The sequence below is a fragment of the Paenibacillus aestuarii genome (assembly GCF_027789125.1).
Classification (GTDB): Bacteria; Bacillota; Bacilli; order Paenibacillales; family NBRC-103111; genus Paenibacillus_E; species Paenibacillus_E aestuarii.
The window spans coordinates 15559-28191 of record NZ_JAQFVF010000092.1 but is presented as its reverse complement, the minus strand read 5'-3'; the positions used below and the strand labels follow the sequence as shown (position 1 = coordinate 28191).

The window sequence follows — 12633 nt, the reverse complement described above, 5'->3', positions numbered from 1 at the left end:
CATATGATAATCCAGATCTTGTCAAAGGAGATGGCATATGTCCACGAAGGCGGAGATTCATAGTTCAACCCGGATTGATGTAATCATTCCGGCGATTGAGAAAGATTTGGGCACATTGCCTCTGGTTATCGATGCTGTGAGGAAACATGTGAAGCATCCGATCGGAGAATTTATGATCGTGGCCCCGAGGAAAGAGCGGATTTTAGAACTATGCCGCAGAAAAGGCTGCAAATTCGTTCATGAAGACACGGTACTCCCGATTACGAAAAAAGATATTCATTACCAGTCCAAGACTTGGGATCGCTCCGGCTGGCTGTACCAGCAATTATTGAAGCTCGGCGGAGATAGGCTCAGTACGTCGAGCCATTATTTGGTCATTGACGCAGATACAATGCTCATCCGTCCGCACATATTCAAAGTAGGTTCCAAAACGGTCTTTTACTGCCGGAACTGGAGTCAGCCTGAATATTACAAAACGTACCATAAACTGATGGGCAAGAAAAAAGCAGCACGTGTATCTTTCGTCACGCACTATATGCTGTTCAATAAGCACAAAGTTGCCGAGCTCAAACGGGATATTGAGGCCAGGCACCAACGCCACTGGTACTCGGCCATCATTCGCAGTATGAATAAAAGGAAGCAGTTCGCTTTTTCTGAATTTGAAACTTATGGAAATTATTTGTATGCCTCCGAGCCAGAGCGGATGATCTTGCGGCCTGCAAAGAATAAGAGCCTGAGCTGGAGCACAGCGAAGGTCCGGTTACTAGCGCCCAAGCTAGCCAAAACGTACCGTTCAATATCGCTTCATAAACGTAAAGGCTACCGGAAAACGTCGAATTAAATTAGCTATTAGGGCCAGCTCGTTTGCGCGCTGGTTTTTTTGTTCTTGATCGTCCTCTCCGTTTTGGATTAAAATAGTAATTCTAACCAACCAAAGTCTACATAGGGAGGCAGTAAGGTGGGGTACCTCATTACCATTGGAATCATTGTCGGTATTGCCGTATTCATTATTTTGTTCCTGCAAATAAATCCGGTCTTCGGACGGCAACCCTCGCAAAAGGAAATGATAAACTATACGCCATCGGATCATTTCGTGGCCGGAAAGTTCAACAATGTGAGCCATACCCGCGCAGGCGTAAGCGGCAACGAGATGGGCAGCATGCTGAAAGATGTCCTAAAGGGCCACCCACAGCACAAGCCGTCAGTGCCCTTACCGATGGAAACGCCGCGCTTCGCGGTCGCTTCTTCCTCCTCGCTGCAGGTGACCTGGTTCGGCCACTCGGCCTTAATGCTGAACATCGAAGGCAAAATGCTGCTGTTAGATCCGATGTTCGGGCCTGCGCCGTCGCCGCTTCCGGCTTTCGGCTCCAAGCGGTACAGCGGCGGCTTGCCGTTCGAGCTGAAAAACATACCGGATATCGATGCAGTGCTGCTGTCACATGATCATTATGATCATCTCGACTATGGCACGATCCGGGTCATCAAGGACAAGGTCAAGCGGTTTATCGTGCCGCTTGGGGTCAAAGGGCATTTGGTGAGATGGGGTGTCGAGCCATCCCGGATTGAGGAGCACGATTGGTGGGACGAATTCGCCTATGCAGGGCTTCAGCTGGCCTGTACGCCGGCTCAGCATTTTTCCGGCAGAAGCTTAACGGACCGCAACGCAACCCTGTGGTGCTCCTGGGTGATCAAAGGCGAGCGGTCGAGTGTGTTCTTCAGCGGGGACAGCGGGTATGCGCCGCATTTCCAGGAAATTGGCGCCGCCTACGGCCCCTTCGACCTGTCCCTAGTCGAGTGCGGGCAATACGATGAACGCTGGGCCGACATCCATATGATGCCGGAGCAAAGCGTTCAGGCGCATCTCGACGTGCGCGCCAAGCTGATGATGCCCATCCATTGGGCGGGCTTCACGTTAGCCTTTCACGCCTGGACGGACCCGGTGGATCGGGCTGTGAAGGCGGCTCACGAACACGGTGTCGCGATCATGACGCCGAAAATCGGTGAAACCGTAAGCGTAGGCGAAGGCAAATCGGTTCCGCAAGCGGCATGGTGGAAGGATGTATAAAGGCCCCCGATCATCATGGAAACTGGAACACGTTTCCTTGGCGTGGTATGATGAATAGGTTCAAAGTAAGCAGCGGTCAGGAGAGGTATGCAGAAAACATGGAAGAACAAAAAAGTGTACGGAGATTTCATTTCTTGGGTGTGCTGTTAGGTGTATCCATTGATAATTTGGGGACGTTTGTTTCAACTGCCATGATCGGCAGCGCGTATTTTGCCGGAAACTCAATCGATCCGAACGATTTGAGTGCGGTGTATGCCAACACAGGTCTGTTATGGATCTTGCTCATTGTCGGGCTGTTCTGGACGTTCCTCGGCGGCTTTGTAGCAGCCAAGGTAGCGAGAAGGGCGGAGGTATTCAACGCTTCGATTATCGGGGTCATTGCAGCGGCAATCGGGTTTGATTCCATGTTGACAAGTCACGAAGTTCCTTTGTGGTATGAACTCCTCGGTTTCATTGTCATTATTCCGGTATCCTTACTTGGCGGATATTTGGCCTTGCGAAGAAAACAAACACGCTGAAAGGAGTAGAGTGATGCCGAAGTATGCCAATCTCAGTGCTGAAGCCACAGAGCGGTTGCGGCAGAAGACCGGAAGCACGCAAGTGGAGTGTTATACCTACATCGATCCGGACCGGTCGGAAGACAGCTTCTTTATCGTGAAGACAACCAATAAAGTCATTCACGTCAGCTTTGCGGAAATCCAATACGAGCCCACCAGCTTTGCAAGTTTAATCGATGGGCTTTACCAGGCCATTTACGAATAACAGGATTGCAACATGGAAGAACCCCCTAGCCTTGCGGCTAAGGGGTTCTTGTGTAATCGGGGTTATTTTATGTAAGCTTGCGCTTGTTCTGCGATAGTTTGTTTGTAACGATCTAGGCAGTTGCAAAGGTAATCTTTGCGGCAAATCGGGCAAGGCTCTTTCATCAAGCGATTCAGGTTTGTCACTTGACCAACGCCGGTTACTGGATCTTTTTCAAAAAAAAGGCGGCATTGAGTGCGGTCTTTCAGTACAACCACCATTTCGTAAAGACCGTTCTTCTTGTTATCACTTACTATTTTTGCATCTACAACCTGCGGATCGTAAGCCATCTATAATTCCTCCTAAGTCGAGCAGAGATCACATTCTCGCTTTTGTTAGCTCGCGTGCATTAGTATATTATATAAATAAAAAAGATTTTATTCAATAGGAGGGTTGCGAGGATGAAGTTTGATTACTGTGAGCAGGAAATCGCTGACGGACAAACGCTCCTGCATATCGGTTTGCAATTCGAAGACGAGCCTGATTCGCTTTATGTCGCAGAGCTGCAACTGGACGGGAATGCGCGCGTCAGTGTTTGGAAGCTTTATTATAACGGGTTTGATTGCGGCTATCCATTCAAACCTGAAGAGAAGGAGCAGCTAATTGCCTACGCTGCGGAGCAAGGAATCCGGATTCAAGCGGAGTAATTAGAAAAGGAATCGTCACCCCGCAGAAGGTTCAGATTCCTCGTTTTGTGTTTATTCACTTGTTTGAAGCGGGACTCGGCAAACGTTGGCGTTGTTTTCGTGACGGGATTCGTGCCATGCCAATCCAGACGGTTCATCGCGGGATCAGGCCGGCCTTCGCGGATCAGACGGTTTCTTTTTTTCTGTGCAGTTGATTTGGACATCGGACTACCTCTTTTCCTATTCGTTATTATGCTCTTCTTATCATATGCAAACGCAGGATTCACAGCAATGGAAAAAATGATTAAAACCAAAGAAGGTGATGGCATGCGCATTCAAATTCAATTATCTGTCGGCGGGGATAAAGTGAAAGATGCGATTTTGGAGATTGCCGAGCAGAAGCTCGGGGAATTGTCAGAGGAAGAGATCGAGCAGGCAATCGAAATCAAGATACGCACTTGGGTCGATCGGATGGTTCGAGTGGAGTGGGAAGTTATGGAAGATTGAACGAAAGAAAAAACAGCTCCGGAACATACTTCCGGAGCTGTTTGTATACTTGCCGCTATGTACTTACTGAACGGTGTCGACGCCTGTTTTCTGAATCGCATGCTCCCAGCTCGGATAGTAATATAAAGCGTTCTTCATTAAATCCGGATGCTGTTTCTTCACATTCTTTTTCGCTAATGACTCTCCGCTGCTGTGAAGCTGCACAATATGGCTCAGAACTTCGTCTGCGCTCATGTTTAGCTCCATAGATTCTCATCTCCTTTCAACTCGTTAATAAACTCAAGGCTTGCCATCTGAAAGGTAAAATATACATAAAATCAGGCTGGAAGGACAAAATAGTAAAGACAAGAAATGAAAGGAAAGTCGGTGTCTATCATGAGTTGGCCGTCTTTATCATTGTTCTCTACGAAGCCTGCGCCTCGCTGCAAAGGGAAAGTTAGCGCGGGTGCGATCACGAAAGAATTGCTGCGGGCTCTCCCGCCGGGCCGGATCGTGGTGCTGGCGCATCGCGACCTCGATGAGGTGATTGCGCAGGAGCTAATCGACCGCAAGGTGAAGGCCGTGATCAACTGTCAGCCAACCATGAGCGGCACCTATCCCACGCAAGGACCGCTCATGCTGTTGAAGCAGGAGATCCCGATCTGGGAGGCGGACTGCGATGCATTCGAACAATTAAGCGGCCAGACGGAAGTCACCATCTATGAAACGTTCCTGATCGGCGGCAGCGGTACGCAGCCGCTTCCCTGCAGAGCTTTCACGAAAGCGGAGTGGCTGCAGCGATATCAACAGGCCAATGCGAATATTACGCAAGCGCTCTCGGATTTCATCGATAATACGTTATCGCATGCGATGCAGGAAAAGGCGACGGTGATGGAACCGCTGCCGCTCCTTAACTTGCAGACAGGGATGGAGGGCAAGCATGTTCTGGTTGTCGCCCGGGGCAAGGGCTACAAACAAGCGCTCAGCGAAGCTGCGGATTTCATTCATGACGTCTGTCCCGTACTGATCGGCGTCGATGGCGGCGCCGACGCTTTGCTGGAGTGCGGCTATCAGCCGGATATCATCATCGGCGATATGGATAGCGTCACGGATCGCGCGCTGCTCTGTGGCGCCGAGCTCATCGTCCATGCGTATCCGAACGGAACGGCTCCCGGGATGGCGAGGCTCGAAGCGCTGGGGGTGAGTGGACAGCTGTTCCCCTGCTTCGGCACAAGCGAGGATGCAGCGCTGCTGCTTGCTTACGAGAACCGCGGCGAATGGATTGTCACTGTAGGAGCGCATACACATATGATTGATTTTATGGAAAAAGGGAGGGAAGGCATGGGCAGCACGCTGCTGGTCCGCATGAAATTGGGGGCGCGGTTAGTGGATATTAAAAGTATCGGGCTTTTTTACCGGCATACCGCTTCACGCAAGAAAGATGCTTGGGTGACCGTCTCGCTCGCTTTGTTTTTCATTTTGCTCGCCCTGCTGCAGACCCATTGGATTACCAAACGAATCTCCCATGCAGTATGGCAATGGGGAGGGTAGCGATGAAACCGACTGTGTCCATCATTGTCCCTGCCTGGAACGAAGAGGCTGTCATCTTCCGCACGCTGCGCTACTTGCGGGAAAGCGCGGATCTCGCCTGGGACGAGGAGCTCCACTATGAAATCATCGTCGTCGATGACGGCAGCCGCGACCGCACGTACGAGATCGCTTGGCCCTGGGCCGACAAGCTCGTGAAGCACCGCACGCGCCGCGGCAAAGGCGCGGCGATGCAATCCGGCATCGACAAGGCGCGCGGCGATGTGCTGCTGTTCGTCGACGCCGATGTCGAGGCGTCGGCTGGGCACGCCCTGGCGCTGACCGAGCCGCTGCTGCGCCACGAGGCAGACATGGCGATCGCCAGGCTGCCATCGCCCGCGGTCCAGGCTGGCTTCGGCCTGGTCAAAGGTTTGGCCCGCCGCGGCATCTACCGCCTCAGCGGCTACAGCACCGCAGCTCCCTTATCCGGCCAGCGCGCCATGCGCGCGGAGTGTGTGCGGGAGCTGGGGAGCCTGGCGCGCGGCTTCGGCGTCGAGGTCGCGCTGACGATCGATGCGGCACGGCGCGGCCTGCGCATCGTGGAGCTGGACGTGCCCATCAAGCACCGTGAGACCGGGCGGGATTGGCACGGCTTCATGCACCGCGGCAAGCAGTTCGTCGCGGTGGCTGCGGCGCTGCTGACGCGCTGGCGAGAGGGGCGATTCGGCTGATTCCGCTCCTCATCTTAGACCTGGATCTGCTCGTGCTCGCCGCCGCAGGCTGGTGGCTGCTGCCGCACGTTCAGCGCTTCCTTGTCGCGCACGGCCGCTTGGAGCCGAATTACCGGGGCGCGGCCATTCCGCGGGGAATGGGCATCGTGCTGTGGCTGCTCATCGGCGTGCAGGAAGCGCTTGCGCAAATACTGTTGCTGCTGCTCCGCTCAGCGGATGCAACGCAGTTCGTAGACTTATCCACAAAGGATAGTTGGGCATATATAGCGGCCCGGCAGATTGAGGTGGATGTCCGGCTGTTCGCTTTTGCCGCAACCGTAGTATTCGTCGCAGGTTGGACGGATGATCTGATCGGCGATAAAAGCGTGAAGGGGCTCAAGGGCCACTTCCGGTATTGCCGGGATGCCGGGACGCTGTCGATGGGCGCGGTCAAAGCGCTGCTCATCAGCGCAGCCTGCTTCGGTGCTCAGATAGCCGCAAACGCACAAATCCCCATCTGGGAGATGGGGATAAACGGATTATTGCTGCTGCTGCTCACCAATGCCTTGAACTTGCTGGACGTCCGGCCCGGCCGTGCGTTAAAGGCATTTATCGCCGGAGCGGGCTGTCTGCTGCTGATAGGGGGGCCGGCTTCGGCAGCAGGGGCTGGAGCTGGGGCGCCCTATATGTATGCGCTGCTTCCCGTCTTGGCGGGCGCGCTGCTGCTGTACCGCCAGGATGCAGGCGCACGCGGGATGCTCGGCGACGCCGGCTCGAACATGCTCGGATTCACGCTCGGCTACGGGGTCGTCATGGCGGCTCCGATCCCGGTCAAATTGCTGGTCGTCGCGCTGCTGCTCTACATGCATGTGCAGGCGGAGATCAGTTCGATCTCCGCCCTTATTGAACGCAATCGCTTTTTAAATTGGCTAGACCGCTTAGGCCGGACATAATGTTCGGCTTTTCATGCGTTGTCCGGTTTTTTCGGGCGCTTGGCTTTGAACCGCGGAGCGACATAATTCCGCTTGCGGTCGCGGAAAAACGTCCAGCCGCCAATGAACGCGACACCGGCAGCGAATAAAAGTATGCCGAGCAGCATTTTGCCCCACAGCACATGACCGATATCCGTATTGAATTGCGCAAATAAAGCGTCTTTCATCGCTAGAAAACCATAGGTCGCCATGAGGCCTGGAATGACAAGAAGAAGGATGGCAATGAAACGGAAAAAAGGTGCTTTCATACGAACTCCTTAACTGTTTGCTTGGTTTTTCTATCATACTCTGAAACGGAATCAGTGTCTAATTAGAAATTAAGACTATGACTTCAAACCAAAAAAAGGGTAATATAATAGAGATGCACGTAACCAAGGAAGTAATGCAAGCTTACTGAGGAGGAATCGTAAGATGAGTGAACATAGATATGACGTCGTGGTATTGGGCGGCGGCATTGGCGGCTATACGGCGGCCATTCGTGCGGCACAGTTAGGCAAGACGGTAGCCGTTGTGGAAAAAGACAAGGTCGGGGGCACGTGCCTGCATCAGGGCTGCATTCCGAGCAAAGCGCTGCTGCGCAGCGCCGAAGTCTACGCGACGATGAAAAAAAGTGAGGAATACGGCATTACAGCGGGCAATGTGGAGCTCAATTTTGAGAGCGTTTTAGGCCGCAAGCAGCGGATTGTCGACCAGCTTCATCAAGGTCTGCAGTTTTTAATGAAAAAAAATAAAATCACCGTCCATCAAGGCAACGGACGCATCATCGGCCCTTCGATCTTTTCTCCGCGCAGTGGAGCGGTTTCGGTTGAGAAGGAAGACGGCGATATCGATACGCTGCTGTCCAGCAACCTGATCGTTGCGACAGGTTCCAGACCGCGCATGCTGCCTGGCTTGGAGGCTGACGGCACGCATATTTTGACAAGTGAAGACGCGCTGCGCATGAGCGAGCTGCCGAAGTCGATCATCATCGTCGGCGGCGGTGTGATCGGTGTAGAGTGGGCATCGATGCTAAATGACTTTGGCGTGGAAGTGACGATCGTCGAGTTGGATAAGCGCCTGGTCAGCCTGGAGGATGCGGATATCTCCAAAGAACTGGAGCGGTTGTTCAAGAAGCGTGGCATCAACCTGGTGACAGGTGCCAAAGTGCTGACGGATTCGGTCGCGATTACGGACAGCGGCGTCTCGCTGAAAGCGGACAAGCAGGGCGAAATCGTGGAATTGACAGCGGATAAAGTGCTAGTCTCTGTCGGCCGGGTGGCGAACGTGGAAGGGATCGGTTTGGAAAATACCGACATCAAAGTCGATAAAGGTGTTATCAGCGTGAACCGGTTCATGCAGACGACGGAATCGCATATTTATGCAGTCGGCGATGTGATCGGCGGCTTGATGCTGGCGCATATGGCAGGCCATGAAGGGATTCTGGCGGCTGAGCACATTGCCGGCCAAACGCCTCATGAGCTGCAGGCGCATCTCGTGCCCCGCTGCACATATACAAGACCGGAGATCGCCAGCGTAGGCTTCACGGAACAGCAAGCCGTAGAGCGCGGACACCGCGTGAAGACCGGCAGATTCAGCTTCAAAGCTGTCGGCAAAGCGCTTGTGTACGGCGAAGCCGACGGGTTCGTCAAAGTGGTGGCGGACGCAGATACCGACGACATTCTCGGCGTACATATGATCGGGCCGCACGTCACCAATAGCATTACCGAAGCTGCGCTGGCGCAGGTGTTGAACGCGACGCCTTGGGAAGTCGGGCAGACGATCCATCCGCATCCGACACTATCCGAAGCGCTGGGTGAAGCGATGCTGGCCGTTGACGGGATTGCGATTAGCGGTTAATTTTACGCAGGTCAGATAAAAATTGTATTCATAAACGTTTACGTTTATAATAAGCTTATAGAGTCAAGTCTTAGGACCAGGTAATAAAAAACGAACCTAATGCTAAATCTCAGCAAAGCCTATTAATTAGAAGGAGGCCAACTCCATGTCCATCGGCCAGCTTTATAAGCATAGAAGTCTGGGTCTTTCCGACGAAGAAGTCCTTCGGATGTACGAAATCATGTGCCTCACAGCCAAGTATGACGAGCGAGCTCTCATGCTGCAGCGTGCAGGCAAAGTTGCTTTTCACATTTCAGGAATGGGTCAATATGCAGGTCAGGTAGGTATGGCTTTCGCCATGCAGCCACAAAAGGATTATTTTCTGCCCTATTACCGCGATTTCGCTTTTGTTCTTGCTATCGGCATGACCGTCAAAGATCTGATGCTTTCGCTGTTCTGCAAAGCGGAGGATGTCAACAGCGGCGGACGTCAAATGCCGGGCCATTTCGGCGATAAGAAAAACAATATCGTTACCGGCTCTTCGCCAGTTACGACGCAAGTGCCGCATGCCGTAGGTATCGCTCTTGCCGCTAAAATGAAAAAGCAAAACTTCGCCACGTTCGTTTCTTTCGGGGAAGGATCCAGCAATCAAGGTGATTTCCATGAAGGCTGTAACTTTGCAGGCGTCCATAAGCTGCCGGTCATTTTTGTCTGTGAAAATAACCAATATGCCATTTCGGTCCCTTTACATAAGCAAGTTTCCGGCAAAATTGCCGACCGTGCGATCGGCTACGGGTTCCCGGGCGTTGAAGTGGATGGCACGGATGCGCTCGAAACGTACCGTGTCATGAAAGAAGCGAGAGAGCGTGCGCTGCGTGGCGAAGGCCCGACATTGATCGAGATGGTATCTTACCGGATTATGCCGCACTCCACTTCGGACGATGATTTGCTGTACCGCACTAAAGAGGAAGTGGAAGCGAACCGCGATAAGGACGGCATCTCGAAATTCAAACATTATTTAATGGAATGCGGACTGTGGAACGATGAGCAAGAGTCTGAGATGCTCGAGCGGCTGAAGCGAGAGGTCAATGAAGCAACCAAGTATGCAGATTTGGCGCCTTACCCGAAACCGGAAGACACGCTTCTCCACGTTTATGCGGAAGGAGATGGCGTATAATCAATGGCTGTTATTACGTATTTGGAAGCAATTCGCTCCGCGATGCAGGAGGAAATGCAGCGTGACGACAACGTTTTCGTACTCGGTGAGGACATAGGTAAAGGCGGTGTATTGAACACCACCAAAGGATTGCGCGATCTGTTCGGTGAAGATCGCGTGCTGGATACGCCGCTGGCGGAATCCGCCATCGTGGGGGTGGCGATCGGTGCAGCGATGTACGGCATGAAAGCGATCGCCGAAATCCAATTCGCCGATTTCATCTTCCCGGCGACGAACCAAATCATCAGCGAAGCGGCCAAAATCCGCTATCGTTCGAATAACGACTGGACCTGCCCGGTTGTCATCCGGGCGCCTTACGGGGCAACCGGCGCCAGCGCCTTGTACCATTCCCAGTGTCCGGAATCCGTGTTCTTCGGCACGCCGGGCCTGAAAATCGTGGCGCCTTCCAATCCTTACGATGCCAAGGGCCTCCTGAAGGCGGCAATTCGCGACGCTGACCCTGTGATGTACTTCGAGCACAAGAAGTGTTATCTGGCGTTGTCCGCCGACGTGCCGGAGCACGATTACATCGTGCCGATCGGCAAAGCCGACGTCAAGCGTCAGGGCACGGACATCACGGTGATCGCTTACGGTATCGCCGTGCATTATGCGCTGCTCGCTGCAGAGGAGCTCGCCAAGGAAGGGATCTCCGCGCACGTACTGGATCTGCGCACCCTGCAGCCGCTCGATAAGGAAGCGATTCTGGAAGCGGCTTCCAAGACCGGCAAGGTGCTGATCGTGCACGAAGACAATAAAACCGGCGGCGTAGGCGCGGAAGTATCGGCCATCATCGCCGAAGAGCTGCTCTTCGAGCTGGATGCGCCGATCGCAAGACTATGCGGACCGGATGTGCCGGCTGTCGGCAACAACCCGCCGATGGAGAAGTTTTTCCTGCTGAGCACGGATAAATTGAAAGATGCGATGCGCAAGCTCGCCATGTTTTAAATCAAGCGTAGAACAACACGCTAAGCAGCCTCTACACGAAGTCTCTCCATGGAGACTTCGTTAGAGGTTTCACTTATGAATAGGAGGTGCTCGCATGAACGAAGCGAACAACCGAATCCAAGAGGTGACGGTTCCCCATTTGGCGGAAAGCCTCGTATCGGCGACAATCGGGAAATGGCTGAAGCAGCCCGGAGATTATATTGAACAATATGACGTGCTGTGTGAGCTATTCACGGAAAAAGTAAACACTGAAATGCCTTCGCCGATTGAGGGCAAATTGGTTAAAATTTTGGTAGGCGACGGAGAAACCGCTGCGGTAGGCGAAGCGATCTGCCTCATCGAAGTGCCTGCGGATGCTGCGGCGGAAGCGGCGGGCTCAGGCTCTAGTGGCCATAGTGCCGCAAGTGGCGAGAGTGTAGCGGCTGTGCAAGTGGACCAGAGCATGAGAGGTCGTTACTCTCCTGCTGTGCACAAGCTGGCGCAGGACAATAACGTGGACTTATCCCGAGTGGCCGGAACCGGCTTAGGCGGAAGGATTACACGCAAAGATGTCGAGCAATTCCTCGCTTCCGGCGGAGCGAATGCGGCTGCCAAAGCGGCGCCTGTGCAGCCAGCGCAACCCGCATCTGCAGCGTTACAGGCTCAGGACACTGTGCAGCCATCGAAGCTTCCGGTGCGCAGCTCCGGCATTCATTTGTCGGCGAACCCGCCGACACCGCTGATCGAAGCGGAAGGCCATTCCTTGGATGCGCGTAATGAGCACTTCATCGATGTGACGCCGATCCGCAATGCGATCGCGACGCGCATGCGCCAGAGCGTAACGGAAATTCCGCACGCCTGGACGATGATTGAAGTCGACGTGACCAATCTCGTCGTGCTGCGGAACAAAGTGAAGGATGAGTTTATGCGTCGTGAGGGCATTAACTTGACGTACCTCGCTTTCATGCTGAAAGCGGTGGTCAACGCGATCAAAGACTATCCGATCATCAACTCCGTCTGGGCGGTGGACAAAATCATCGTCAAGCGGGATATCAACATTTCGTTGTCGGTTGGTACGGAAGACTCCGTTATGACCCCGGTCATCAAGAAGGCGGATCAGAAAAATATCGCCGGTCTGGCGAGAGAAATCGATGAATTGACGAAGAAGACGCGTGCGGGGAAACTGTCGCTGAACGATATGGTCGGCGGAACATTTACGGTTAACAACACAGGCTCCTTCGGTTCGATTCTATCGTATCCGATCATCAACTACCCGCAAGCAGCTATCGTGACCTTCGAATCGATTGTGAAGAAGCCTGTCGTGATTCAAGATATGATCGCGGTCCGTTCCATGGTTAACCTGTGCTTGTCGCTGGATCACCGCATTCTTGACGGCGTCATCTGCGGAAGGTTCCTGCAGCGCGTGAAGGAGAACCTGGAGAGCTACAACCTCGATACGAAAATTTACTAA

At 53.3% G+C, this 12633-nt stretch carries 17 protein-coding genes; 13 read left to right on the top strand and 4 right to left on the bottom strand.

What is annotated here, in order from left to right; translation table 11 throughout:
• Positions 1 to 37 precede the first annotated feature (37 nt).
• The 4 genes from O9139_RS31965 to O9139_RS31950 all read left to right on the top strand — a co-directional run bounded on the left by O9139_RS31965 (position 38) and on the right by O9139_RS31950 (position 2827).
• A complete protein-coding gene (locus O9139_RS31965; RefSeq protein ID WP_270885794.1) occupies positions 38 to 841 on the top strand; it encodes a DUF6492 family protein in 804 nt (267 codons plus the stop codon).
• Positions 842 to 958: 117 nt separating this feature from the next.
• Complete coding sequence (locus O9139_RS31960; RefSeq protein WP_270885793.1) at positions 959 to 2065, top strand: MBL fold metallo-hydrolase; 1107 nt, start codon at positions 959 to 961, stop codon at positions 2063 to 2065.
• Positions 2066 to 2163: 98 nt separating this feature from the next.
• Positions 2164 to 2583 (top strand): hypothetical protein, encoded by a 420-nt coding sequence (locus O9139_RS31955; protein WP_270885792.1) that lies wholly within the window; start codon positions 2164 to 2166, stop codon positions 2581 to 2583.
• Positions 2584 to 2596: 13 nt separating this feature from the next.
• Positions 2597 to 2827: a hypothetical protein gene (locus tag O9139_RS31950; protein ID WP_270885791.1), complete on the top strand. Its 231-nt coding sequence runs from the start codon at positions 2597 to 2599 to the stop codon at positions 2825 to 2827.
• A 62-nt stretch (positions 2828 to 2889) separates the two neighbouring features.
• Here O9139_RS31950 and O9139_RS31945 read toward each other — a convergent pair whose 3' ends face one another.
• Positions 2890 to 3156 carry a hypothetical protein gene (locus tag O9139_RS31945; RefSeq protein ID WP_270885790.1) on the bottom strand — a complete coding sequence of 89 codons (267 nt, stop codon included), beginning with the start codon at positions 3154 to 3156 and terminating at the stop codon, positions 2890 to 2892.
• A 111-nt stretch (positions 3157 to 3267) separates the two neighbouring features.
• On the opposite strand from O9139_RS31945, the gene O9139_RS31940 reads away from it, so the two are divergent.
• Positions 3268 to 3513 carry a hypothetical protein gene (locus tag O9139_RS31940; RefSeq protein ID WP_270885789.1) on the top strand — a complete coding sequence of 82 codons (246 nt, stop codon included), beginning with the start codon at positions 3268 to 3270 and terminating at the stop codon, positions 3511 to 3513.
• On the opposite strand, the gene O9139_RS31935 is transcribed toward O9139_RS31940, so the two are convergent.
• A complete protein-coding gene (locus tag O9139_RS31935; protein WP_270885788.1) occupies positions 3501 to 3716 on the bottom strand; it encodes a uracil phosphoribosyltransferase in 216 nt (71 codons plus the stop codon). The two genes, O9139_RS31940 and O9139_RS31935, sit on opposite strands and share 13 nt — an antisense overlap.
• A 67-nt stretch (positions 3717 to 3783) precedes the next feature.
• Here O9139_RS31935 and O9139_RS31930 point away from each other — a divergent pair, with 67 nt between their 5' ends.
• Positions 3784 to 3999: a hypothetical protein gene (locus tag O9139_RS31930; protein WP_270885787.1), complete on the top strand. Its 216-nt coding sequence runs from the start codon at positions 3784 to 3786 to the stop codon at positions 3997 to 3999.
• A 63-nt stretch (positions 4000 to 4062) separates the two neighbouring features.
• Here the strand turns inward: O9139_RS31930 and O9139_RS31925 are convergent, their stop codons facing one another.
• On the bottom strand, positions 4063 to 4245 hold the full coding sequence (locus O9139_RS31925) for a hypothetical protein (RefSeq protein ID WP_270885786.1): 183 nt from the start codon (positions 4243 to 4245) through the stop codon (positions 4063 to 4065).
• 129 nt (positions 4246 to 4374) lie between these two features.
• Here O9139_RS31925 and steA point away from each other — a divergent pair, with 129 nt between their 5' ends.
• Genes steA through O9139_RS31910 form a run of 3 tightly spaced genes read left to right on the top strand, consistent with a single transcriptional unit; the run spans position 4375 to position 7168 of the window.
• Positions 4375 to 5529, top strand: a complete 1155-nt coding sequence (gene steA, locus O9139_RS31920) for a putative cytokinetic ring protein SteA (RefSeq protein WP_270885785.1) — start codon at positions 4375 to 4377, stop codon at positions 5527 to 5529.
• Between the two features lie 2 nt (positions 5530 to 5531).
• Positions 5532 to 6236 (top strand): glycosyltransferase family 2 protein, encoded by a 705-nt coding sequence (locus O9139_RS31915; RefSeq protein ID WP_270885784.1) that lies wholly within the window; start codon positions 5532 to 5534, stop codon positions 6234 to 6236.
• Positions 6149 to 7168 carry a hypothetical protein gene (locus O9139_RS31910; RefSeq protein WP_270885783.1) on the top strand — a complete coding sequence of 340 codons (1020 nt, stop codon included), beginning with the start codon at positions 6149 to 6151 and terminating at the stop codon, positions 7166 to 7168. The genes O9139_RS31915 and O9139_RS31910 overlap by 88 nt, the downstream gene beginning before the upstream one ends.
• An 11-nt stretch (positions 7169 to 7179) precedes the next feature.
• On the opposite strand, the gene O9139_RS31905 is transcribed toward O9139_RS31910, so the two are convergent.
• On the bottom strand, positions 7180 to 7455 hold the full coding sequence (locus O9139_RS31905) for a DUF2627 domain-containing protein (RefSeq protein WP_270885782.1): 276 nt from the start codon (positions 7453 to 7455) through the stop codon (positions 7180 to 7182).
• A gap of 163 nt (positions 7456 to 7618) precedes the next feature.
• Between O9139_RS31905 and lpdA the strand changes: the two genes are divergently transcribed.
• The 4 genes from lpdA to O9139_RS31885 all read left to right on the top strand — a co-directional run bounded on the left by lpdA (position 7619) and on the right by O9139_RS31885 (position 12633).
• Positions 7619 to 9043, top strand: coding sequence for a dihydrolipoyl dehydrogenase (gene lpdA, locus O9139_RS31900; protein WP_270885781.1), 1425 nt, complete (start codon positions 7619 to 7621; stop codon positions 9041 to 9043).
• 145 nt (positions 9044 to 9188) lie between these two features.
• Entirely contained in the window at positions 9189 to 10199 is a 1011-nt protein-coding gene (locus O9139_RS31895) for a thiamine pyrophosphate-dependent dehydrogenase E1 component subunit alpha (protein WP_270885780.1), read from the top strand.
• Positions 10200 to 10202: 3 nt separating this feature from the next.
• Positions 10203 to 11183: an alpha-ketoacid dehydrogenase subunit beta gene (locus O9139_RS31890; protein ID WP_270885779.1), complete on the top strand. Its 981-nt coding sequence runs from the start codon at positions 10203 to 10205 to the stop codon at positions 11181 to 11183.
• Between the two features lie 94 nt (positions 11184 to 11277).
• The gene (locus O9139_RS31885) at positions 11278 to 12633 is read left to right on the top strand and encodes a dihydrolipoamide acetyltransferase family protein (protein ID WP_270885778.1); all 1356 of its coding nucleotides are present in this window, start codon (positions 11278 to 11280) and stop codon (positions 12631 to 12633) included.